We start from the raw sequence: 24,631 nt of genomic DNA, 5'->3' as shown, positions 1-24,631 counted from the left end.
GGTCGATTTGTAAGTTTACCCTAGATACCGGCGATTGCGAAGGTGAGCAGCTGCTCTGCCAGCGGATACACGGTAACGTCGAAATACCGGCCGATCACGTCGATGCCGGTCCACATGGGCAGCAGGTACAACACCAAGATGAGGATGGGCATGGCGTATTGCTGCAGGCGGTAGTAGCTGGCGAGCGCCTTGCCTTTGAGGAACGGCACGATGATCGACGAGCCATCGAGCGGCGGGATCGGGATGAGATTGAAGAACGCGAGTGACAGGTTGACCACGATGAACGTGGCGCCGAAGTTCATGATCTGTGACGCCACGGCAAAGGACATGCTGGTGTAGAGGTTGCCGTACGCTGCGTGCATGAGGGCGGCCGCGAGGCACGCGAGTGCGATGTTCGACGCGGGGCCGGCTGCGCTCACCAGGACCTCGTCGCGCTTGGGATGTTTGAGGTTGTTGAGGTAGACGGGTACGGGTTTGGCGAAGGCGAACACCGGGCCGCCGGCGGCAAGCATGAGCAGCGGCAGGATGATGGTGCCAAACGGGTCGATATGGTTGAGCGGGTTGAGTGAGACGCGTCCGCGCGAACGGGCCGTCTTATCGCCGAGTGCCCAGGCCGCGGCGGCGTGCGCGCTCTCGTGGATCACGATGCCCACGATGACGGCGACGGCGCTGGCGAGTAGGTTCATGAGGTAGCTGCTGGACATGGCGCTCCACTAGCGGACGCGGCGCGAGGCGCGCGTGAGCAGATAGTCGATCGCAAACAGGATCACGGCGACGATGGCGTAATCCAGGCGGAACACGCCGCCAAAAGGCGACGTGATGACGCCGTAGCCGGCGATGGCGCTCGGCAGCGCTCGCGAAAGCTCAACGACAAAGCCCACGATCTGCAGCTTGGCGGTGAGGCCGCTAAAGCACAGCAGCACGGTCATCGCGCTCATAAAGATGCCGCAGATGCGGCACGCGATGGCGATGATGCTCATCGCCACGGCAGCGGCCTTACGAGAGTTCACGCGCGGTCTCCTCTTCGATCTGGGTGGAAAGCTCCAGCCATTCGTCCTCGAGCTTGGGCAGCTCTTGCTTAAGGCCGTTATATTCCCCCAGCGCGGCGTTGAACTTATCCTGATCGGCATAAAGCTCTTCGCTTGCCATCAATTCCATAAGCTCGTCATAGCGGGCGCGCTTTTTGTCGAGCTCCGTCTCGATCTTCTTGAGCTGGTTGCGCACGCCCTTGAGCTTTTTATTGAGCGCTGCGCGGGCTTGGGCCTCGGCGCGCTTTTGCTCCTTGGTCTTTTTGCCCTCGGCGGGTTTGGGGGCAGCTGCGGGGGTGTCGGCCTGGGCGGCGCTGGCTTTGGTGGACTTGGCCGTGGCCGGCGCACTCTCCCCTGCCGTCTCGGCGGCGGCACGGGCTGCGAGGTCCTCGCGCTTGTAGAGGTAGTAGTCGTAGTCGCCGTCATAGACCTTGACCTTGCCATCGCGGATGTCGATCACGCGGTTGGCCACGGCGCGCACCAGGTGTTCGTCGTGGCTGATCAGCACGATGGTGCCGGGGAAGTTTTGCAGGGCGTTCTCGAGCATGTCCACCGAGTCGATGTCCAGGTGGTTGGTGGGCTCGTCCAGGCACAGGAGCGCCTCGGGGGCCACGAGCATCTTTGCCAGGGCCAGACGCGCCTTTTCACCGCCGGAGAGGACGCGTACCTGCTTTTCGATTGCGTCGTTGTCGCTAAACAGGAAGGCACCCAGCAGGCTGCGCTGCTGCGGCACGGTCCACTTGGGCGTGACGGTGTCGATCTCTTGCAGGACGGTGTTGGACTCGGTCATGCCCTCGAGCGCGTGCTGGGCATAGTAGGCGACGCCGACGTTGGTGCCCAGATCGCGGGTGCCGGTGGTGGGCGGCTCCAGGCCGGCGAGGATCTTCATGAGCGTGGACTTGCCGGCGCCGTTGGGGCCGACGAGCGCCACGTGCTCGCCGCGGTAGAGCTTGAGGTCGATATCGCTGTAGATGTGCTTGTCGCCGTAGGACTTGGACACGCCCTCCAGGCCCACGACCATGTCGCCGGAGCGCGGCGGGTCGGGGAACTTAAAGTCGATGTGCTTGTGGCCCTCGGGCAGGATGACGAGCTCCTTTTTGATCTGCTCGATCTTGCGGATGCGCTCCTGCGCCTGGGCGGCCTTGGTGGGCTTATAGCGGAACTTGTCTACGAAGACCTGCATGTGGGCGATGTCGCGCTCCTGGGCGGCACGCTTTGCGCGCATCTGCTCCAGGTTGTCCTCGCGCTGCTTGAGGTAGCTGCTGTAGTTGCCGGTGTAAGTGGTCACGCGACGATTTTCGAGTGCGGCGACGTGGTCGACGCAAGCGTCCATGAAGGCGCGGTCGTGGCTGACGATGAGGACGGCGCCGTCATAGTTGGCTATAAAGCCGCGCAGCCACTGGACGCTTTCGAGGTCCAGGTGGTTAGTGGGCTCGTCCAGAAGCAGCAGGTCGGGATGGCGCAGGAAGAGCTTGGCGAGCGCGATGCGCATCTGCCAGCCGCCCGAGAACTCGGAGCACGGGCGCTCAAAGTCGGTGACCTTAAAGCCCAGGCCGGACAGGATTTTGCGGGCGTTGCTCTCGAGCTCGTAGCCGCCCAGGTGCTCAAAGCGGTCCTGGACCTGGCCGTACTCGTTGAGGAGTGCGTCGACGTCCTTGCCCTGCTCGGAGAGCTCGGTGATTTGGGCCTGCAGCTCGTTAGCGCGCTCGCCCATGCGGCGGATTTCCTTGGCGGCGGCCATGACCTCGGCGAGGATGGTGGTGTCCTTTTGTTCCAGATTAGTTTCCTGCTCTAGGTAGCCCACCTGGCAGTCCTTTGCGTACTGGACCTGGCCGGAGTCGGGACTGTCGATGCCCATGATGATTTTGAGCATGGTGGTTTTGCCAGCGCCGTTGGGGCCCACGAGCGCGAAGCGCTCGCCGGGGTTGATCTGGAAGGACGCGCCGCTAAAGAGGACGCGTGCGCCGAAGCTTTTTTCGATCTTGTCGACCAGGAGGATCATGGTGCCGCCTTTGACCTTGTGTGCCAATATGAAAAAAGGCCCCAACTTGCGTTGGAGCCTCATTCAATGCTCGGGTGGAGACGAGGGGGATCGAACCCCTGACCTCTTGACTGCCAGTCAAGCGCTCTCCCAGCTGAGCTACGCCCCCGTGCGAAGAAGTACTATACGGGAACTCCGACGGCGATGCAAGGGCAATTTTGGAAAAACTTTCGCCCGTGCCGGCACGGGCGAAACACGACCCGCCCGCTCAACCGGGTTTCCCGTGCTCCGCCAGTTCCATTATCGGACCCGATTGCGAACCGCCCCTCCTCTGCGCCTCAGAACTATGCCGGTTTACTACGATGAATCAGGAATGTTCGACCACGCACGCCTTTTCACGCAACCGTCGGGCTCCCTACCTGCGGTTTTGCAAACGGGGAACACGCGGTGCTCGGGAGTCGCCGATCAGTCGTAGTAAACTGGCGGTGTTTTGAAATGGCATCAGCTTGATTTCGCGGTTAAATGTGTTTGAGCCCTGAATTAATGGCCTTAACTTTTTCTAAAACACGTCTTTTCTGCGACGCGCCTAGATTGGTTGTTGTTTAGCATTGGACTTGATCTTGCGTTGTGCGACTTGCTCGTGCATGGTAGTATTTCACGACGTGAAGCGAAGAAATTAGGCCTTAGATGCCTTTATTAGAATTGCATTCACCGTTCATAAGGGCTCTTGGCGCAACGGTTAGCGCAGGGGACTCATAATCCCTGGGTTCTGGGTTCGAATCCCGGAGGGCCCACCAGAGTATTTTAGGCCGGGCATTACGCCCGGCCTCTTTGTTGTTAGCGCTGCAAACTAGCTTTGCCATCCAGAGACGTAAAGTTATTAACATTCATATTCGTAATTAACAATGGGAATGTCGCCAAGATGCTACCCAACCAACACATGGCTTCAATCGTTAGATAAGAAAAAAGGCCCCAACTTGCGTTAGAGCCTCATTCAATGCTCGGGTGGAGACGAGGGGGATCGAACCCCTGACCTCTTGACTGCCAGTCAAGCGCTCTCCCAGCTGAGCTACGCCCCCGTGCGAAAAAGTACTATACGGGAACTCGGACGGCGATGCAAGGACATTTTTGGAAAATTTCGCAGTCGCGGCGCGGGCCGCCATCCGCCCAACGGCCGTCTTGCCGGCGCCAGGCCCATTACCGGGGCCAATCGCGCTCCCGCCGACCCGGCGATTTCAAAACTATGCCGGTTTACGGGGCCAGGCCGGGAACCCCCGAGCATGCCGTAATCGGTAAAATCAAAACCGCAGGTAGACGGCTTGCGTATTCCGTGAAATGCAGGGTATGGACGGCCAGTCCGGGTCCAGCCCCGTAATCCGGCATAGTTTTGAAATGACATTATTTCACTAACAGGCAAACTAGGTAGTTCTAGCGCCTTGTCGCCGACTAATTTCCGATTTCCAACCAGTTGCACAAAACATTTGCTCGCAGTCTCGTCTCGGCGCACTTCATTGCCTCAGTTTTGGCTTTATAGCGAATCCCTAAACGGTCGCAGACACTTCTGACTATGGTGTCTAGCAGCTTTGAATCGTTGAGCATATCGTGAGTCACCAGGAATACATCGAATCCCATGCTCTGCAACGCAGTCATGCGCTCCGCATCGTGGTCAAGTATTGCACCTGAGCCATGAATGACCTCACCTTGGATCTCGATAATAACTGCCTTCATTAGGATTGGGTTTACGATCACGATGTCGCCGTAGCAGACCTTTTGGCCTGCGATGCTTTGGGCTGCCACGGATAGAGGGGTTAAATCGTTGAGGTACACGTATCTGAATCCTGAACCACCTAGACGTCGAGAACGACTTAGAAGCAGTACCCCCGCGACCTCGAGCGGAGACGCAGCAATGCCGATAACCTGCTGAGCGGCATCATAAAACTGCTTTCCCCACATTTGACTTTTGACCTTGTCGGCGAATCGATGTAGATCGCTTAGCTCGATGAGCGGCTTTCTCATCCAAAGAGAAGTGCCTTTGAGTTTCGTAACCTCTCTTCCATCCTCACGCTTGTTCGTTTGGCCTTCTTTATCTGTGGCCTTTACGGTTGCGCGGGCGTAAACTCGTTTCCAAGGAACCTCGTCTTCGCCTTCTCCAAGTTCGAACAGATCCTGCGTGCTGGAATTGCGATTCTCCTCTACCGCCATTTTTAACTGCATTTCGGCAGCGGGAGCAAGCTCGAAAACGGAAAAGCAACCGCAAAGTTCGTACATAGCCAGTACGAGATCTATTTGGGACACAAAGCGTGTCATAGTAAATAATGTGTTAAGCGGATTGGTAACACTAAAGCCTAAATTAGTGTCGATTGTTGTGCTGACATCCGATGTCCCTTCCCAGCGAATAGTGGAGCGCAATCCCGAGTGGTGATTGCAATAACCTGGCGAAGCAACAGCGATAATCGGGGTCTTGAGGACGTCGGTTACGAATGGGGCTTGGGATAGAGCTCGCCAGCCTTCTTCGGAGTTGGGTAGGCGCGGGTAGAGGTCGCGCACCTGCGGTGGGCAGCGCCAATAGCGGAATGCGGTGTTTGCGCAGACGATTTCGTCCATTTGCGCCTCCCTTGGTATCGGCCGTAGGCCATGCGGTTGTGGTCGTGGACGATTATCTACTGGGGCATCATGCGGGTAAGTACCGGAAGCTGACCAAACGCTGACCAAAAAATGGATGGGATGTGTTGAAAGGTTGTCACGAGGCGTGAATGTGCTGGTACGAGCTGTGAGCCAGTGGTCTTTTTCTCCACAATTGCGTATGAATCATGCAAAGAATTCATTGAAAGATCGCGTGAACTATTTTCAAAATGTTCGACGACGTCACTCTATAGTTGGTCAACGAACGAAAATAATATTCAATATGTAGGAACTATGAAGGGTTTGCGATCAATAAAAAATAGGACCCCATGCTAATAAAAATCGAAAATTTGGTGTCACTTTTGGTGTCACCCTTGGTATCAAATAGAAAAAGGCCAGAGGCTTAACACCTCTGACCTGCGCTTTTGATGGTGGGCGATACAAGATTCGAACTTGTGACCCCATCCGTGTGAAGGATATGCTCTACCCCTGAGCCAATCGCCCGTCGCCTTTCGGCAAAAGAGATACTATCATAGCCGCGCCTGGTTTACCAAGAACTTTTTGCCCCCGATTTTAAATTCGTGGATGCTAGCTAAGCCAAAGCAACCAAAGCAATAGGTAAAACAGCAGCTTAACCACCATTTACCGCTTTATCCACGAGGTCTCGGGGCGACAGATTAGTCGCGCATTGTTGTATGCCATGTCGAGCGTGAGGCAGGTGCGCGCGGCGTAGAAACCGTCCTCGCGCTGGATGGTCAGCGCCAGTTCGGGCTTGTCGCCGGTTAGGCACAGCGGCAGCAGCAGTTGGATCCGACCGCCGTAGAACTGCGGCACGGCGAGCGTGTAGTTGGCGGCGGCGCGGCGGGCGGCCTCGACGACGGCGCCCTCAAAGGCACGGCGCAGCAGCAGCGAGTTGCCCTCCCCCATCAGGCTAGCGGGAATACGCGTAAGGTTCTCCTCATCGCCCAGAATGTGGTCGATGTTGGAGCGGATGGGCAAGCGGTAGTCAAAGACCAGCTCGGAGGGGTCCTCGGCAAAGCGCACGCGGCACGGCAGGTACTCAAACGAGACCAGCATGGGGTCGCTCTCCTTAAAGAAGCCCTTCAAAAACCAGCGCTGGCGCGCGTCGGGCTTGGTGTTGGGCTCAAACAGGCCGTAGATGGTCTCGTAGCGACGCGTGTACAGGCCGGTGTTGAACAGGCATTGGTCGTTGTCGAACACCAAAGGCAGGTTGGACGGCGCGGTCTGGTCCACGTCGCGCTCGGTCAGGAACACCGCACGGCTAAACGAAAACGACAGGTAGTTTTTGAGGATGCGGTTGCCGGGACCCCAGTCCTCGGGGTCGGCGAGGTCGGCCAGGCGTTCGTAGCAGGGCTCGGGGCAAAACGCGAAGTCGTACACATTGCTGCACAGGGTGCTGGGGATTTCCATGTGGCGTCCATTCCATTTCATAGCTGGCGTGCGGATGCTTAGATTCTATACGCGCGACGCAATGCAGGGGAGCACATCACAGTGGCAACAGGAGTCGTACTCAAGAACGATCGGTTGCCAGACGAGGTCTTCGATGCTGCAGTGTAAGGTTTTGCGAGCGCCAATGCCGAGGATACCGAGGCACGGCGCAGGTCCAGTTGGTTTTGCTCGTAGAGCTGTATGGCACGGATTTTGACTCCCGATTGGGCGGCCAGCTGCTTTTGGGTCAGGCCGGCTGCCTTTCGTGCTGCCTTGAGGCCCTTTTTGCCTGCCTGGGCTTTGTTCCATTTATCAATGACTATCTGGGCGAATTTAACTTCGGAGGCCTCGTGAAGCGGATGGTACGAGCCGATAACCCAATCGAGTGGCGCCACTTCAAAAAGGTCGCTAAAACCTAGGCCGCACGTCCATTGCGTGTATGCCAAAACCCAACCTGCTCAGTATTGCGGGGAACGGTCGAACGGATAGGCCTCCCTGAATTCGACGGGCTACAGACCCGCGTGGACAATGATCTCGCGCACAAGCTCATCGCCCGACATGCCGCAGACAACGCGTGGGATACCGCGCTCAAACTGTTTCATCTCAAAAGCGTTTGACAAGATCGCCGTCAGTTCGGTCGGAGTCAGTCCCTGGTCGCAGAGGGCAAAATCGACTGCCTCGCCCAGCGTTCTCATAGCGTCCTCGAGATAAACTTCACTGTAGGCGCGGGTCATTTTCGGTCATCCCCTCTCGAACGATGTCTACGATACAGATCTCGCCGGTCTGACACTTTTGATGCTGCAGGCTCTTCGGTGTTTGAATCCTTTCATAATTCTTCTGTTCTTAGAGCTGCGTCGATCAGGTCGGCGACGTTGCAGGTGTGGTCCACGCGAGAGAATGCAGAGGCTATATCGGCGAGCGTAACCATGGCGAGATTTTACCGCCGATTGCATGGGAAGTAATCGCCGCGCGTTAATATAACCTTAATCGAGGGGTCGTATACGGAAGTGCGGGAAAACAGAGATCAGCCGACTAAACCCCGGATTTACGCTTCTGCGACCGACGGTATTGTTGCCAAAAATCGGGTTGTGCTCAGCCGCCCCTATTTTCCCCGAATTTCGGAAAACGGGAGTTTCGACAGCCAGTTGTGGCCTAAGAAGCGATGCTATTAACGAGGGAAGCGCCAACAGCGTGACAATTCAGACGATGTCGTCGGCATGGGTGAGTGGTGTCGACAGTAATTTTGGTAATCAACTTACTGGGCATTTAACAATAGAACGTCAGGAAATCATCGCCGAAGGCTTTGGTCCGACTTTTTGCTGTTCGGCGAGCTCAAAGATAAACGGGGCGTTTTATCAATAAATTCTGTCAAGAAATTGAGGTCATCAGTAGTAAATCCTTCGACGTTGAACCTTCTAACCGCAGGCAGATGGTTCAACGTGGTAAACACCAAAATCAACCGGGCGTTCGACAGCTACGCGAACGGCTCCGTCCTCTCGTGTCTCTGAGTAGGCAAACTGAATGCCATAATCAAGTTGAACGTAACCCCCAAGTATGGTTGCCTGATCTATGAACATGAGTAGAGCCCATCGGTCCGCACGCTGCCTTAAATAAAAAGCACCCGTCTCCAGACCGACGAAATCCGCGAGCTTTATCTTTCCGGAGAAGCCGCTCCCCTCATGCTTTCCCGCATAGGTCTCAGAGTCGTACTAGAACGAAATGTTATACAGTCCGCCGCTCTATATCTTCCTGACTGGCCCGTTTTCCAGCATCTAACTCAGCACCCCCTTATGGCTTTTCCGATTGTCACCGTTTAAGTAGAAGCAGCAGACACCTTGTTTCAAGTCTGACGCGATGAGCGTTTTGGGCCAGAATGTATGACAATCTAGTTAGAAGACCTGCCACTCTCCATAAACATCGGATGAGCGGATACAATCCCTTAAAGGAAGGAAAGAGCCAAGTTTTCCCTGCTCAGTTGCAGTATGTACTATGCCAATGACCTGACCCAAGTCATTAAACACTGGCCCACCACTCATTCCATGCTGAAATGAGCAATTCGTATAACAAAGTGTGCCCTCTTCGCTTGGATCTCCGACCCTGAGCAAATCCCCACTGTGCAATTCAAGGCTGAATCTAGATTCGGAAAAATGCTGTTGATAAGCGGAGATCTTATCCCCCTTTACGGGCAAATCCATGACTGCTGGAAGCTTGGGGATCTTCTTTAAGATTTCTTGAGGAACTTCTCGTAGTATTACAGCATCGCGCTTGTTGTCTTGAACGATCGATTTGCTAAATTTAAATTTAGCAAGCGGGGTCTTATCTGAGCTGGATACTTTTATTTCCCTTCTTTCCATGTCATGAGAAACGGCATCGCATATCACGTGCCACGCCGTCACAAGGCCGTAGCCGGTTAAGTAAAACCCTAAACCCTCAAACGGGGTTTCTTTGTCATCCTCTCCTTCTAGATACAGAAGCGAGTCTTGCTGAAGTGCGACTGGGAAAACAGGCGTATCTTCTGGTTTCGTTTTATTGTAGAGGCTGCCTAAACGCAGGAGCGGTCCCGATGTCCAGGGATTCTTAATAAGAGACTTATAAAAATTTAGACTTCCTCGAAGAGCCGCTTGAAATATCCCTCTCTCTGCGTCGGTGAGTTTAGCGATGGATTTACCGTAATAGCAGCCCATCGCGCCTTCAATGTCGCTATTGCTTAGTCGGTGGAGCGTTGAGCGGAGTCGCCGATATTGCTCGCGCTTTATATTTGTCTTTTGGTTACAGACAACGCCCGTGACTAGCTGTCTTGAGAAACTGCAACTGTAAAACGATTTATCTTCGTTGATCTCAAATGACTCGGTTCCATGGAAGTCAGTGATCGCGTTTCGTATTTTGTTGGGCAACCTGAGCTTTTCCTCTGAGCAAAAGTGTCGATAAAAATAAAAAGAGCTTTTAAAAGAGAACGTTAGGTCATCGGCATATCGCGTGTATTGATAATGATACTCATGCGATAGATGCATAAGCTGTTTGTCCATGCCAAGGCAAATCATGTTCGAAATTAAAGGGGATGAGGGAGCTCCCTGAGGGAGCCCTTTTGGTGTGGCGACAAGTCTAGAAATGCAGAATGCAACTTCAGGGGTGAGACCTAACTTCTTCGAAACAAGAAGGCCATATACCCGTTTAGATGAGATTGAAGGAAAGAAATCCTTAATATCAATGCCAGCAATTACTTGTGAGCCAATATGGGTCTCAGCATTTGTTTGTATTGATCGACCCTTTACAAAACCGTGCACACAAGGCAAAGGGTTGTAGCTTTTTTCTAGCTCTTTAGCGATAATTCGTTGAACCTTTTTTAAATCAGATCTTGGGATTAATAGCTCTCGATAGCCGCCATTTCTTTTAGGAATCAATTTATTTCTGTATAGGTCATACATGGAGGATGAATTGACAAAGAAATCAAGCTTTTCTATAGACAGGCCAAGAAACCCTGCCAGATCTGTCTTCGACTGCAGCTCGTTGAGCATCAGATTTTCCTTAAAGTTGATAGCCGGTTCCTCCGTAGAGTCGTACTTAATAGACACGTAGCAGAATATAATGTGCAAACAACACATATCCGATTGCGATGCGCAAACGCTAATTCGAACCGGCTATGAAGTGTATTTTACCAGTCATCCATTTGATGCAAATTCAAAATTAGGTAACTGTGTCAAATCAGGAACCCTGAATACAGGAATGACCCCTAAGGCCGAAGGTGCCTTCTGCATTGATAATTGAACATCGTTCGCAACTAATAGACGGTCGATGCATTTTGAGCTAATGAAGCGAGGCGAGGCACCTCTTCACCGGTCTTCTACAGATAGTTCAAGAAGAGGGAGTGGAACTCAAGACCCGGCGGCGGAATCAATACGCATGCAATCATGGGCGGGATCGCGCTCAACGCGGTCAAAGTCGACATATGCAAGGTCGACATACAGCGGCTCCCTGGGGCGGATCGCAGGTAAAAATAATTCACCGGGGACTAAGCTCAATATTGGCGGTACCATTTCACGGTACTTGGTGGTGCCTAAGCTAGAAAATTCAAAAAGTGTTTCAGCAATAATATGCTGCACCTAGAAACACTATTCCCGGAAAAAGCAGTGTAAAGGTAGCAGTAATCCAGTTGTTGTCGCCGGTTTTGAGAAGAGCTAAAGTTGTCGCGGTGGCAGTCTTGGGCTTGGACGACGTGGCCACCGTGGCCTGGTCGTTGTGATTGTCTTGGGCGCTGCGTTCGTGGGCTTCGCTACGAGGTCCGTCAACTACCAAGCACCGGGCTGCCCTGCAACATGACCGGCACCGCCAGCAGGCTAGCCCGCCCTGCCACCCACGCGCCGCATCCATCGGTCTCCACACAGCCGGTGGCGTGGCCACAACGGGTCCAATCACCACATACGCGGCCACGGCCCCCGGCAGCATCTACCCACCTCAGCACCAAAGACCCCGCCGGAAGGCACCACAAACCGCGCAGACACAAGCGAGCCGCCCGTGCGCGCAACGCTGCCATCGGCACCGGTCGTATCCAGCCACGAGGCATCGACGGTGCAACGTCCAACGCGAACGCCTGTGAAACGTTATCATGCACTGGGGGCTCGTCGCCGTCAGGGTCCCGGTACCGCGAAGTGCCTGGTTGCCCCACACTTCCATGTCGCATAGCGTGATGACCGCATCGGTCGCATGCGACTATATCACGGAGTTTTGCCCGGTAAACGTCAGCACCATGTCGCCATCTGCGCCGATGGCCTCAGCCACGTAGCCGTTAAACTCCAGGTGGTCAGCATCGGTCCAGGCCCATCCGGGGCCCGACACGCTCGGCACGTAGTATGCTTCCGGCAGGAAAAACGCGAATTACCCTCAGCTGCACAGGTTAAGTCGATACCGCTTGTAAATCAAGACGCCTTCAACCTAAGCAGTTGAAGGCGTCATCTTCGCGAGCATTATTTATATTGCATTGGTCGTGCTCTGCAACCAAGATCTTCGCGGTAGTCGTTCTTTTGATTTCATTGGTCGCGCCTTACGAACAAAAACTGAGTAAAGCATACAGACGAATGGAATGAGTAGCAAGGCATGCCTAATTGCCATTCATCAGCTTGCATGAGCATTTCAAAATTAAACCGCCTATGCAGCGAGCATGGGAACATAGGAGTCTTGATCGACGCCCCAAATGATTGGAGTAAGTCCGTAGTTTTTGCAAGCTTCGATAGACTCGGGGGAGACAACACCATCTTTAGTGTTGGTGGAGTTGAGAAAAACGACTCCTTCGCAATCGTTGCGTGCCGACTTAATGTCTTCCCATCCAAATAATGCATTTTGAATGCCTTGCTTACCAGGATTATTTACCGTTTTAATAAGGCGCATGGGTCTTCTCTTGTTTTTACCAATTGCATAGTCAAATTTAAACGAAAGTCCGGATCTGCCCTGGAAAGACGGGCCAGGAACATAAGGGATTTCATTATCAAGCAGCCAATTGCCGACATCTTCAGTGAAGAGGTTTCTCACACTGCTTTGAGATAACAAGAACATATCATCAACAGAGGCCATAGCCTGAAGAAGCATATTCATCTTCATAGGAAGGTCAGATCCGGAAGCCGTTATACACAGTTCGCCTTTTTCTTCCTTTACCGAAAAGCCAGAAAGAATCGAATTGAGCTTATCGATTCGCTGTCCTTTCATGGTGAATCCAGACAATTCAAGATCATTGATGGTTTCACCAAGATCAGAAATGACATAGCCGCCTGCTGGGTCATCACCCAGATAAACCCGCATGCAATCGTTGTTTCGATTGAGCATGGGGGTGGAGATGCAGACGCCATTACCTTGCTGGACCGGGACCATATTTGCCTCTACGAACTTGGCGTATGCGCTGATAAAGCCTCGAGCCTGATCTACGTTCATCTCACACCCCCAGAGATAGCTCTACTTTAAGCTTGTCTGTAATATTACAAGTTTCCTGAAATGACCAAAAGAGTGATGCAAAATCGTCGTTCAGAGGTTTCAGAATATTTTGACCTGGGATGCCACAAGCCCATTTGGCGCCGTATCCGTCTATATCAAAATGGACATGAGTACCAAGGACCAGCGATCCGTCTGGATTTCTGTGACGAAGGACCTCGGGATTATCACTATAATCAAGACGAATTAATGGACGATCCGATACGCGTGTCTGCATGGTGCTTTTTCTGTCAGCGGAAAGTCCAAGGATTAAGGAAGAACTTCTTTTATTCTCTGTAAGATCAAGATAAAACTTAAGGGCTTTATTCTCGTTAGCAACGAGTTCGATTAGCGTTTTACCTCCAGGCGTAGGCCATTGTTTGCGATATTGCATATCACGCACATCTTTGGCCATCAAGATGTATTCGCGAGCAGTTGGATTCAAGTCGTTCCAGCTGAAGATATTCACAGCAGTTCCAATCCTTATGGCTATTGCCCAGTAATCTCATCCTATGATAGATGCTCGCTGGGACAGATATTCGAAAATGTAGCGGAAGCGTTTCCCGCAGGGGCTTTCTTCGTTATGTGTGTATCACTTTGGCATAACAAAAGGTATCGATGCGCCGGCAGTTGCAAGGCTTGAACCCAGGAGTAAAAATTTCTCGGTCCCAAGAGCCTGCCCTCATTCGGGAACTGAACTAAATCCATCCCAAGCCAAACGATGCTTTGGTAGAAATTATATCATCATGAGCCTCGTGAATATCGTAGCGAGGTAGCACGCGTGAGATGGTGAATGATATGTCGGCAAGCGCAATCATGGCCAATTTTAACTAACTGACTGCATGAGATACAATCGCCGACTGTTGGTTGGCCTCTAATGGAGACAATTCCGGAAGTGCGGGATAAAACCGAGATCTGCTGACCAGCCCACGGTTTTACGCTTTCGCGACCTGTGGTTTTGTTGATAAATAGCGGGTTACGGTCGACAGGTTCTGCTTTCCCCGCACTTCCGAAAAATTAGTGTTTCAGCAGCGGCGTACGGCGACGAGCAGCACTGTCCCCAGCAGCAAAAGCGCCACGGACGCGGCGATCCAGCAGTTCTCGCCGGTCTTGGGGAGCGTGGCGGTTGTCGTGGTAGCCGTCTTGGGCTTAGTGGTCTTGGCGACCGTGGTCTTGGTTACTGTCGTTGTTGTCTTGGTTGTCGCGGCCGCTGGTTTCAGCGCCGGATTTGTCGTGGGCCCTGTGGTGGGCTCTCCGGCAGCGGGGTTAGCATCGGCGGAAGGCTCGCCCGCCCCGCATCCAGGCACATCGACCCCGTCGGTCTCCCCCGCCGGAGGCGTGGCGCCCTCGGGCTCAACCACCACATGCGGTGCCACCGCACCGGCGGCATTCACCACACCACTAGCACCAAAGGAACCGCCAGCAGGCGTCACAAACCGTGCGGACACAAGCGAGCCGCCCGTGCACGCAACGCCGCCATCGGCGCCGGTAGCATCAAGCCGTGAAGCTTCGACGGAAAGCCGGCAGTCGGCCGCGCCATCGCCAAGGCCCGCGTCCTGCAGATACACGCCGTAGGCGCGCACGCCCGCTCCGGACCCGGCGCCAGCGGCAACGACGCGCCCGCCGCCGCGCACGGCCATGTTGCCGGCGATCACGCCGGCGACCGCCTCGTCCGTAATATCGGCTCCGTCCGCCCGCGCATCGACAGAGCAGCCGTCCACCACGAGCGCCTGCGAAACGTGGATCCCGCACTGCGAGCCCGTCGCCGTCAGGGTCCCGGTGCCGCGAAGCGTCAGGCTGCCCCACACCCCCATGCCGCACAGCGTGATGTCCGCATCGGGCGCATGCGACTCCGTCACGGAGTTCTGCCCGGCAAGCGTCAGCACCAGGTCGCCGTCGGCGCCGATGGCCTCGCCCGCGTAGCCGTTGAGCTCCAGATGGTCGGCATCGGTCCAGGCCCAGCCGGGGCCCGACACGCCCGGCTCGTAGTATGTCGCGCCCGCGATGATGAGGCTCTCCGCACCCGCAGCATAAGAAGGCCCGCCCAGCAAAACGCATAGGCAGGCCATGGCAACAATCGCAATGTAATGACGGCTGGTGTAGGACTCGGCAGCAAACATACCCGCTCCGATCTTCGCGGGAGCCAATAGAATATGCACCAGAAAATGCCCTGGTGGCAGCACTTATTAGTTTAGCGAGATCGATGCAGGAGCAAGGAGAAATCGCGTGGGCAACTCCCACAATTAGGTGTAAATCGTTTTGCCAGTCGGTGAAAGGAAGAATCGGCTTACAACCTCCGTTTCGATTCTTCAAAAGCGCAGGTAGCATCCTTCAAATTGACAGCATGATACTCCGAAGTGAATCTGAACTTGCGTCAAGACATCTCAAGCAATCTGAATTTCGTAATGTAGATGCGATGCAATAAGAACATATATTCGTTATGTTTGGGTGTTGATGATGGAGGGCTGCGTCGCGATTGAACTGCTCTTTCGGGCCTTCTCTACGAATTCGCTGATCCAAGATCTTGTTGTGTTCTTGAGGATCCGGATGTTTTCGGTCGCTTCAATGTCGATTTCCATCATTGCCCTGTCGGCGATGTCGTCCGGCAATGTCGGCAAGCCACTGGGAGCAGTCTCCCTGTACTTCTTGGCAAACATGGATACGTATCTTTCGACAAAGAACTTTTTGTCGCTTACGCTTAGCTTGGAGAAGTGGCTCATCAAATTGAAGCGGGAGAGGAGTTCTGCCGGGAAAGTTTCATTGATCTTCCCGAGGGGGCAGTTTGTCGTGAATACGATGATGAACCCGCGGAGATCGTGCTCCATCCCTTGGGAGTCCGTGAACGATCCTGTCTCGAGGAGATCGAGGAAGAAGTTCCAGACGGCGGGTTCAGCTTTCTCGAACTCATCCACCAGGAGAATTCCGGCATCGGACGAGTCGATCTTCTTTCCCAGCTCGCCTTCTTCGCTTCCCATGTATCCTCTCGGGCTGCCAATCAGGGAGTTTAGAGAGTCCTTGCTGCTGTAGTTCCCAAGATTGACTTTAGGGAGGGGCTGGCATGGCGCGATTGCCTCGCAGAGAATCTTGGCGACTTCTGTTTTCCCGACACCCGAAGGGCCAAGAAGGAGCAACGAGAATACCGGCTGCTCGTCGAGCGCGTTGAAGAGCCTGAAGCTGCGCGATCGGGATTCGAAGGAGCGTTTGAATTCGATCTGGCCTATGAGCTCGCTTTCGAGGGTGGTGAGGACCTGTTTGAATTCGAGTTCGTCGAGGGATACGAGTGTTCTCTTTACTCTTTTGTCCTTCTGGGCGTCCTTATCGATCTCGATGTCGCATTCTATAATGTCGTCGAACATGGTTCTCAATTGGTATGCTCCTTCGTTCACGGTTTTATCGTCTCCGATGAAGAGGGTGCCAAAGGGTAGCTGGTGGACGAGGAGCTCGAATTTCGATGCCAGCTGAAGATCGCCCGAGAGTAACCCCACAAGTGATGAAACGTCCACGACGAGCTTTTTCTCGGAGAGGAGCTCGGAGATTTGGTCGCTTCCGTGTAGTTCGAGAAGCGACATCAACTTGAAGCCGCCGTCTCCGAGCTGGTCGATCAGGGCTTTATACTGGGATTTGTTGTATGTGACGAGTTTGCGCATGGCGTTGCCTATCAAGCCTCGAAGGACACTGCCTGAATGACAGCAAGGATGTCTATGTAATAGCCCTGTTCTACCCGATTGCCGCCGCCGGTCATGGCGGTGGGTGACGGGTTCTTTCCGCATATAACAATGTCGTTCTGCGGCGTGCGTTTCGGGTCGTCTGGCTGTTGGAAGTAATCGAGGGGGCTCTTCATCTGGGCCGGGGTGATTTTCCCTTTGCATATCCCGACGATGCCGACCTTTCCGATGAGCAGGTCGTCGATTGTGTACCCGCTTTCGAACATTTCTTCTCCATCGAGGGGAATCTTCGCGTACAGCGGCGTTCTTCTTCTTGCGCGGTTTCCTCTGAGCTTGAAGGCTGCGCCGTCTCCTATGAAGGATTGCATCATGTGGCCGATGTCGAGGTCTCCGGCATCGGAGACGGTGATTCCGTCGAAGGTCCCGCTCATGATTGCCATGATGCCTCGAATCTCCTCCTCATTGATGAGCTCCAGCGAGACATCGCCGATGTATGCGAGGTCGCCTTCTGCAAGCGTTGTTCCGCTTTCGGGGGCTTTGCAATGCTCCATTATGTCGGCGAGCATCCGGCTATTTGTGTTCACGTATTCGAGGGTGTCCACGATCTTCTCTTGTTTTTCGTGCCTGACGCTTCCTTCGAGTTTTGCCCTGAGTTTCGTCAGAAAGGGAGGGTTGAGCTCCGCTTCGGCGTTCAATGATGCTCTCTTTGTCGTCCCGTTCTGGTTTTCCTTGGAGCTTGTAGTCTTGAGTTTGTTGTCCAGGAGCATCCTCGTCTCGAACACCTTCTGCTGATTCATGTAGTAGACGGTGAAGAGGCCTGGTATTTTATTTTCTGGCATAGTTCCTCCGCTCCTTTCCTTTAGCGTGGGGCTGTCGTTGTTTCCGCCCCTCGTTATCCGCGTACCATCCGTTTCACACCATACGTATCATTGCCACTCCGAAAAAGCAATCGGACCCACCATGCAGCCGAGACGGACAGAAGACCGTGAGCACGGCGAAGAAGACGTGACTGGCGCATCCTTCAATCTATGCAACAAATGAAATCAAGCCGGCACCGCGCAAGCGCAAAACAAGACCGCTGGCACTGAAGCGCACGGCAAGTGGAGCATCGGTGCTACTTCTGTACGGGATACCCAAATCGGCTCTCAAGCTCCTCCAGATTTCTCAAGAACAAACGCCTTCTCATTGATCCAGTTTTCGTTTCAACGTTCGTTTCTTCCAGTGCAGTCTTTATCTCAAGTATCCATTCAACTAAATCCGCCGATGGCACCCCACCCGGAATCCAAACGTTATGAAGATGCACAAAGAACTTGCGAAGCGCCTCTTGATTCGCCGCATCTTCTCTACAAAATGACTCGACAATGACTCTCGGACTAGCATTAACCAACACTTTGACATCGCGTTCTGCAGCATCGTTGAGAAGTCGAGCAATCTCCCTGCCCGTCAGTCCCTCCGCTCCCTCAGATATCATCAACTGACTCGACATCTTTTTATTCAGCTCTGTCCGAGCATAACGCTCAAGTTCTTCGGCGAGCGCCCGTCTTTTCCGCCTTTCGTCTGCACTAAATACTGGTCCAGAGAGGAGCTCAGAAGCTTTGTCTAGATCGGCATCGATCACTTTCTTGCAATATTTGATAAAGTCATTTTGCGAAAATGGACATTCCCATTTGAGGTCAGATAGCAGGTAATAAACCTCGAGCACGTCGTGCAAACAATCGACTGAATAATGTGCTCTAGTAACTAAATCATAGTAACGCTGCGCGAGGCCATCTACATTATCGTCATCAAGATCGTAAGCGCACCGCATACTTTTAGCGATCTCCCTAACTTCGAGGGTATCGCGGTTGCTCGGGTACCGTTTCCAAATGTATGTTTTAAACCCTTGTTCGAGATCTTCAATATCTACATCGCCTGAAGGGTCGAATGCCTTACCTATCACGGAGAAATCAGAGTATTGCTCGTAAAGAGACACTCTGCGATCGTATTCCAGCGCCTCCGGACTGAGCCATTCCTCTGGCTTTCCGTTTTGTGGCATGGAAGGTGCGTTCCCCATGGAGGTCAACAAAGCAAAATGGACTGCGTCCCGTAGAGCGTAAAACCGGTTTTGAAGTGCAATTCCTGTATTTTGAAGCACCTCAAGGCTGCAAATTCTTCTGATTAGCTCATGAGCACGAATCATTGCCCGAGCATTTACGCATCCGCTGGCCTCTACCCCCGCAAGTATGGCGCTATGCATATCAAGGTCTTCCGATGGGCGACAATCTCCCATGAGAATTTCTTTGGCCAATGCAGACGGGCACGGCTTGAAAGGATAGACTTTCCAAATTAGCTTTTCGCGTACGTCCCTATCGAACTCTCGCATCGATTGCACATCACTTCCTTCCCAGGCATTTGAAACCAGCATGACCTTCAATCCAAGTCTTTCGACAAGATCGTTCATCGTTCCGAATAGCGCCAAATCGTCGCTATGTTTAGAACGCCTCTCCACATCATCGAATACAAGAAAGTGCTTCTTTTTGAGCATTAGGCAGGCAACGGATTGTATCCCGACGGCGAGATTCACCGATAATCCCGTTCTTTTAATTAAAGCCCTCGAAATACCGTTGAGGGCGCCCCCTATAGTTTTGGCAGCAGCTTGCGCCTTCATACCTTTATCGCTAAGGTGTACAAGCGCCATCACAATACGTTCGCATAGATCATCAGCAGTGGCAATTCCGAACATGGAAACGCGGACAAGGTTGTATTCGCCCTTTTCGAGATACTCGTTGAGTTTCCCTTCGATGAATCGGGTCTTTCCCGATCCCCAATCTCCCTCAAGTGCAATTGCATATTGATTGTCCTTATCCTTGAGATAGGAATCAATATGATCGATGAGCTGATCAGCAGGCTCTTTTGACCGGCATGTCTCCATTATTTCCTCCTGCATAAACTTATAGCGAAAGATTTCCTTCGCTGCGCTAGATCAAACCGCAACCGAGGTCGCCCCGTTCACAACAATGATGGCATAAGCTCGATCGAATGAGTATTTGAGCGCCCCCCCAATATTCGCGGTACGGAAACGTGCAAATACTCACTCGATGCTAGATCTGCGCTAGCGGCCGAGGCCATCGGAGAAGATCCGTTTGTCGCGGGCACGATGACTTCGCGTCGGTGATGCCGCCCCTTGTGATTTCAAGCTAGTTCGCCGTGGCGGCGTTCCTACGGGGGAAGCGTTGCGGCTCCTCTTTTCTGAATCTGGCAAACCACCTGTAAAGGCGCGACTCTCTCAAGTGGTTGAGCTTACTCAGTCTCCCGCTCATGTTGGACGAGAGGCACCGCTCGATGCGGTCGGCCCATTTGTTCCTGCGATTGGCGTTTGCTTGCATCACCGCAACCTCTTTGAATTGGCGTTGCAGCATGTTTGCCTTAAGAAAAACAAGCTGTTGAGACGCACCCATTTATACGCTTACGAAACGGCAACCATCGATCATCCCTTATTATTCGGAGTTAGAAGTATCGCCCCACGACGCTAAGCCGGTGACCATCCAGTGACTTTTGACAACAAAATAGACATCGCCAATCTGATTGTCCAAGCATTCATCGGATTCTTTACCTTGGGGACCTTGATTGCCGCATTGCGGCAAAGCAGCCAGAACAAAAGGAACAGGGAGGACGACATCAAGCGGTATCAGCCATCCCGCATATCGGCATGGTACGAAGGGGGTCGAAACCGAACCGATCAGCCCAAGGACAATCGATTCGTCTGGCAGTTAGTCGTGCTTCGAAACGAAAGCGAGTCCCCCGTCTACGACGTAATCGTCACCTGTGTCGGGATTAGCGGAGCCGGCCCCTCTTTCAAAGGAGAGGACAACCGTCCCGCTTTTCCCGACCGCGTCTGCGTCGGCACGCTTCCTCCTGGAGCATGGTACACATGGCTCCCGACGGAAGGGCACGGAATGGGAGTACGCACGGCACCCGAAACGGCTTTCACCGACGCAAACGGAACTTCGTGGGTTCGGCGAGGCAACGGAAGTCTCGAGGAGATCCCTATGGAGCCGACCTCGTTCTACAGGCTGCCCCTCCCCTTGACCTGGTACGGATGCAAGAAGCTGACCGAGTAGCCCCTTGGCATCGTCGCTTTAAGCATTGGGTTTTCCGGACTGAGACGCGAACTTTCCCGGCCGTTCCGGATAACGGGAAAGTCAGAATCATTCGGGTTTGCGGGGCGGGAACGCGAGAGCGACTCCGCCCTTATTTTTCGATACACCCATAAATTGAAGCGAGATCGGCATCATCATCTCGAAGCACTTACTCACAGATCCATATGGTAAAGGTAGCAATTCACTACCTTTTATGCATAAATTACAGATATCTTAATTAAGCTGTTAAAAAATAATCAACAGCTGTTCTGATTAACCGGCTAATACAACCATGATTCCAACCACTGGTTTTACAAACGATAAAGACCAGCTTCCAACCACTTATTTACCATTCTCGACAAGATAATCGAAGTCAATCAGCTGAAGCTGCTCTACGAACTTCTCCAAATACGAGACAACTTCCTCGTCATTCACGAATAGCGGCCTGTCCTGCGTCAGTCTGCCTGATTTGTCCTGCGGATAGCGGAGACTGATGCCGTTGTCATCGATTTCGGCAATGGCTTTTACAAAAGCACCCATGTTCTTGATGGTTGTATTGTCTTCACGGCACTTTTGCCCCGGAAACCTCGAGAGCAAGGAGTTCCACAGGTTTGTAAGGCTGTGGTCTTTCTTAGGCTTAGCCCCACATCTTTTTATCGCCCTCTTGATTGAAAGCTCAATACAGTGCCTTGTGAGGAACATCACCGGAATCGCGTAGGAATGTTCCAGCATCACATACATGCCCGGCCTGTCGGTCGCTCTCCTCCCGGCGGCCGCAAGCTCCTTGGCGGCATTGAGGAAGGATCTAATGAACTCATCGTCGAACCTGTCGGCTTTAAGCTCGTCTTTCACCAGGGCAGACGAGTCCAACAGCATGAAATTCCTCAAAGTGGGGTCATTGAAGCCATGCATCTGAGGCTTCATGACCTGTTGATCCTTGTATTTAGGGAACACATGGTCATTGAACACGCTATCCATCAGAGAATCCCTCCTGTCTTCGCGTCTATCCTCGCCCCCGACTTCGAGTCGATGAACTCGTCCACAGCCTCGCCATAATAGACCAATAGATAGTACATCTGAGCTGATGCGGTGCCCACAGCGATGCCAGAAACTCAGACGCCCATGAATGGCGGGGAAACGTTACGAGATGGATAACGCTCCAGAGCGCATAAGGTCCGGCTACTTTGCTCGACCGGCGACGAAGCCCCATTACAGTCAGAAACGAGCTATTCGATACCCCGTTGATGCATTTCCCGGTGTCGCATACGATGCAAGCAAGCCCGTCTGGGCCGCCGATCGGGCGCCCGCGTACGGCCGTCTTTCCCTGCCCCGAAGAGGTCCCGGGGGGTATTGCCGACGCAGGCGTCGCCGTTTCAGACGACTGATAGGAAACTGCCGGACCTCAGGGAAGATGGCCACGGCCAGGTAATGTGGGTGTCGCGGGAAACGGCTTCCGATCGACCGACGATTGGAGGATACCATGGCCAACAACGCAGCGCCCGCGAGGAGGGCCGTCCTCTAGCTCGATGTCGGGAAGTCCTTCCACTGGGCCTGCATGCTCACCCGGGACGGGCAGGTCGCCGTCAACCGCCCCGTCGCGAACTCCTAGCATGAGCTCGACAGGCTGTTCTCGCTTGGTGACCACCACCGCACTTACCGGCACAGAGCTATACGCCAGGCACAAGAAAAGCCGCCGTTAAAGAACGGCGGCTTTGATTCTCGCATATTTATTAAGAGCGACTAGAGCGTCTTGAGGTACTCCCCCAGCTCTTCCTCCCAGTCGGGCATGTCGAAGCCTGCGGACTCCAGCTTGGACAGGTCGAGCGCGGAGTGGACCGGGCGCGGTGCGATGGGGCCGGCGGCGCTGGCGTAGTAGTCGGCCGTGGAGACCGGGACCACCTTGCCGCCGTTGCCGTTGGCGGCCTCGAAGACCTCACGCGCGATTTCGGCCCAGGAGGCGACGCGGCCGCTGCCGGTGCAGCCGTAGGTGCCGTAGGGGGCCTTGTTCTCCAGCACGTGGAAGATGGCCGCGGCCATGTCGCGCGTGAAGGTCAGGCGTCCCAGCTGGTCGTCAACGACGGTGATCTGGGTGAGCTTATCCCCCGGGTCGGCGACGCGGTCGGACAGCGCCTTCATGGTCTTGACGAAGTTGTGCCCCTCGCCGATGACCCAGCTCGAGCGCATGATGTAGTGGCGCGGGCAGCCGGCCACGGCGATGTCGCCTGCCGCCTTGGTCTGGCCGTAGACGGACAGTGGGCTGAGGGGCTCGTCCTCGTCATGGACCTCGGCGGTGCCGTCAAAGACGTAGTCGGAGGAGACGTGCACGAGCGTGATGCCGTGCTCGGCGCAGGTGCGGGCGAGGAGCGCCGGGCCGGTCGCGTTGGCCTTCCAGGCGATGACACGGCCCTCGGGGGTCTCCGCTTTATCCACGGCCGTGTAGGCACCGCAGTTGATCACGGTGCCGTAGAGCGACCAGTCGTACTGTACGTAGGCGTCCGGGTCGGACATGTCGAAGGTGTCGATGTCGCAGAAGTCGAAGTCCTTCGCGACGCCGCGCTCCTCCGCCAGCGCGCGGACCGCATGGCCCAACTGGCCGTTGCAGCCGGTGACGAGGGTGCGCTTCGGCGCCATGGGGACGACGTCCTTGAGCATCGGGTGGTTGAGGTCGGCATCGGAGACGGTGGCCTCGTCGAGCGGGATGGGCCACTCGATGGCGAGCTCGGGGTCGGCGAGGTTCACGAAGGTGTAGGTCCTCTTGAGCTCCGGCGACCAGTGGGCGTCCACCAGGTAGGTGTAGGCGGTGCCGTCCTCCAGGGCCTGGAAGGAGTTGCCCACGCCGCGCGGCACGTAGATGGCCTTCGAGGGGTCGAGCACGGTCGTGTAGACCTTGCCGTAGGTGGCGCTGCCCTCGCGCAGGTCCACCCAGGCGCCGAAGACGCTGCCGCGGGCCACGGAGATGAACTTGTCCCAGGGCTCGGCGTGGATGCCGCGGGTGACGCCGCGGCTGTCGTTGTAGGAGATGTTGTTCTGGACGACGCGGAGGTCCGGGATGCCCAGGGCGGTCATCTTGGCGCGCTGCCAGTTCTCCTTGAACCAACCGCGCGAGTCGCCGTGGACGGCCAGTTCGACGACCTTCAGGCCCTCGATGCCGGTCTCGGTGACGGAGAGGTCCTTCTCGAATGCGATGTCTGCCATGTCTCTGCTCTCCTTACTGCCCCTGCGCGCGGTAGCGGGCCTCGGTGGCCTCCTTGGCCGGGCGCCACCAGGCCTCGTTGGCGACGTACCAGTCGATGGTGGCCCTGAGGCCCCCGGCGAAGTCGGTGTGCGCCGGCCTCCAGCCGAGCTCGGTCTGCAGCTTGGTGGAGTCGATGGCGTAGCGGCGGTCGTGGCCGGGGCGGTCGGCGACCCAGTCGAAGTCCTCGGGGTCGCGGCCCATGGCCTCCAGGATCATGCGCAGGACGGTGATGTTGTTCTTCTCGCCATTAGCCCCGATGAGGTAGGTCTCCCCCGTGCGGCCCTTGGTGAGGATGTCCCAGACGGCGCTGGAGTGGTCCTCGGTGTGGATCCAGTCGCGGACGTTCTCGCCCTTCCCGTAGAGCTTGGGGCGCACGCCGTCGATTATGTTGGTGATCTGGCGCGGGATGAACTTCTCCACGTGCTGGTAGGGGCCGTAGTTGTTGGAGCAGTTGGAGATCGTGGCGCGAAGGCCGTAGGTACGGGTCCATGCGCGCACGAGCATGTCGGAGGAAGCCTTGGTCGAGCTGTACGGCGAGCTCGGGTGGTACGGCGTCTCCTCGGTGAACTTCGCGGGGT

18 protein-coding genes and 4 tRNA genes are annotated in these 24,631 nt (G+C 54.6%); 1 reads left to right on the top strand and 21 read right to left on the bottom strand.

Features of this window, described 5'->3' with window-relative positions; genetic code table 11:
- Positions 1–20 precede the first annotated feature (20 nt).
- The 4 genes from DXD24_RS08315 to DXD24_RS08300 form a co-directional block, all read right to left on the bottom strand.
- Complete coding sequence (locus DXD24_RS08315) at positions 21–704, bottom strand: site-2 protease family protein (protein ID WP_117583159.1); 684 nt, start codon at positions 702–704, stop codon at positions 21–23.
- A 9-nt stretch (positions 705–713) separates the two neighbouring features.
- Positions 714–1,010: a hypothetical protein gene (locus DXD24_RS08310; RefSeq protein ID WP_233502368.1), complete on the bottom strand. Its 297-nt coding sequence runs from the start codon at positions 1,008–1,010 to the stop codon at positions 714–716.
- Complete coding sequence (locus DXD24_RS08305; RefSeq protein ID WP_117646527.1) at positions 997–3,030, bottom strand: ABC-F family ATP-binding cassette domain-containing protein; 2,034 nt, start codon at positions 3,028–3,030, stop codon at positions 997–999. Before DXD24_RS08305 ends, DXD24_RS08310 begins: the two co-directional genes overlap by 14 nt.
- Before the next feature lie 75 nt (positions 3,031–3,105).
- Positions 3,106–3,178: transfer RNA gene (locus DXD24_RS08300), tRNA-Ala, on the bottom strand.
- 552 nt (positions 3,179–3,730) lie between these two features.
- Here DXD24_RS08300 and DXD24_RS08295 point away from each other — a divergent pair.
- A tRNA-Ile gene (locus DXD24_RS08295) sits at positions 3,731–3,806 on the top strand.
- A gap of 209 nt (positions 3,807–4,015) precedes the next feature.
- On the opposite strand, the gene DXD24_RS08290 is transcribed toward DXD24_RS08295, so the two are convergent.
- The 17 genes from DXD24_RS08290 to DXD24_RS08210 form a co-directional block, all read right to left on the bottom strand.
- A tRNA-Ala gene (locus DXD24_RS08290) sits at positions 4,016–4,088 on the bottom strand.
- A gap of 367 nt (positions 4,089–4,455) precedes the next feature.
- Positions 4,456–5,613, bottom strand: coding sequence for a hypothetical protein (locus DXD24_RS08285; protein ID WP_117564779.1), 1,158 nt, complete (start codon positions 5,611–5,613; stop codon positions 4,456–4,458).
- Between the two features lie 447 nt (positions 5,614–6,060).
- Positions 6,061–6,135: transfer RNA gene (locus DXD24_RS08280), tRNA-Val, on the bottom strand.
- A 138-nt stretch (positions 6,136–6,273) separates the two neighbouring features.
- On the bottom strand, positions 6,274–7,062 hold the full coding sequence (locus DXD24_RS08275; RefSeq protein ID WP_070097101.1) for a DUF3825 domain-containing protein: 789 nt from the start codon (positions 7,060–7,062) through the stop codon (positions 6,274–6,276).
- 38 nt (positions 7,063–7,100) lie between these two features.
- Positions 7,101–7,526 (bottom strand): helix-turn-helix domain-containing protein, encoded by a 426-nt coding sequence (locus DXD24_RS08270; protein ID WP_117564777.1) that lies wholly within the window; start codon positions 7,524–7,526, stop codon positions 7,101–7,103.
- A gap of 63 nt (positions 7,527–7,589) precedes the next feature.
- A complete protein-coding gene (locus DXD24_RS08265) occupies positions 7,590–7,814 on the bottom strand; it encodes a hypothetical protein (protein WP_117646525.1) in 225 nt (74 codons plus the stop codon).
- 1,155 nt (positions 7,815–8,969) lie between these two features.
- A complete protein-coding gene (locus DXD24_RS08260; RefSeq protein ID WP_158548966.1) occupies positions 8,970–10,595 on the bottom strand; it encodes a reverse transcriptase domain-containing protein in 1,626 nt (541 codons plus the stop codon).
- A 1,192-nt stretch (positions 10,596–11,787) separates the two neighbouring features.
- The gene (locus DXD24_RS10305) at positions 11,788–11,913 is read right to left on the bottom strand and encodes a hypothetical protein (protein ID WP_255413158.1); all 126 of its coding nucleotides are present in this window, start codon (positions 11,911–11,913) and stop codon (positions 11,788–11,790) included.
- A 309-nt stretch (positions 11,914–12,222) separates the two neighbouring features.
- A complete protein-coding gene (locus tag DXD24_RS08255) occupies positions 12,223–12,999 on the bottom strand; it encodes a DUF1828 domain-containing protein (protein ID WP_055250181.1) in 777 nt (258 codons plus the stop codon).
- A 1-nt stretch (position 13,000) separates the two neighbouring features.
- A complete protein-coding gene (locus tag DXD24_RS10035; RefSeq protein ID WP_124786174.1) occupies positions 13,001–13,504 on the bottom strand; it encodes a hypothetical protein in 504 nt (167 codons plus the stop codon).
- A 556-nt stretch (positions 13,505–14,060) separates the two neighbouring features.
- Positions 14,061–15,155, bottom strand: coding sequence for a hypothetical protein (locus tag DXD24_RS08250; protein ID WP_117646524.1), 1,095 nt, complete (start codon positions 15,153–15,155; stop codon positions 14,061–14,063).
- Positions 15,156–15,473: 318 nt separating this feature from the next.
- On the bottom strand, positions 15,474–16,682 hold the full coding sequence (locus DXD24_RS08245) for an AAA family ATPase (protein ID WP_158548965.1): 1,209 nt from the start codon (positions 16,680–16,682) through the stop codon (positions 15,474–15,476).
- An 11-nt stretch (positions 16,683–16,693) separates the two neighbouring features.
- Positions 16,694–17,539: a hypothetical protein gene (locus DXD24_RS10130; protein WP_055287428.1), complete on the bottom strand. Its 846-nt coding sequence runs from the start codon at positions 17,537–17,539 to the stop codon at positions 16,694–16,696.
- A gap of 275 nt (positions 17,540–17,814) precedes the next feature.
- Positions 17,815–19,611, bottom strand: coding sequence for a P-loop NTPase fold protein (locus tag DXD24_RS08235; RefSeq protein ID WP_158548964.1), 1,797 nt, complete (start codon positions 19,609–19,611; stop codon positions 17,815–17,817).
- Between the two features lie 1,549 nt (positions 19,612–21,160).
- On the bottom strand, positions 21,161–21,796 hold the full coding sequence (locus tag DXD24_RS08220; RefSeq protein ID WP_055287434.1) for a HEPN domain-containing protein: 636 nt from the start codon (positions 21,794–21,796) through the stop codon (positions 21,161–21,163).
- A 762-nt stretch (positions 21,797–22,558) separates the two neighbouring features.
- A complete protein-coding gene (locus tag DXD24_RS08215; protein ID WP_117646522.1) occupies positions 22,559–24,013 on the bottom strand; it encodes a sugar nucleotide-binding protein in 1,455 nt (484 codons plus the stop codon).
- 13 nt (positions 24,014–24,026) lie between these two features.
- The coding region (locus DXD24_RS08210; RefSeq protein WP_117646536.1) for a dTDP-glucose 4,6-dehydratase at positions 24,027–24,631 on the bottom strand (605 nt) is incomplete at its 5' end.

Source organism: Collinsella sp. TF12-2AT (assembly GCF_003436735.1).
Lineage (GTDB): Bacteria > Actinomycetota > Coriobacteriia > Coriobacteriales > Coriobacteriaceae > Collinsella.
The sequence above is the reverse complement of the archived record's forward strand: the minus strand, read 5'-3'. Positions and strand labels throughout refer to the sequence as shown.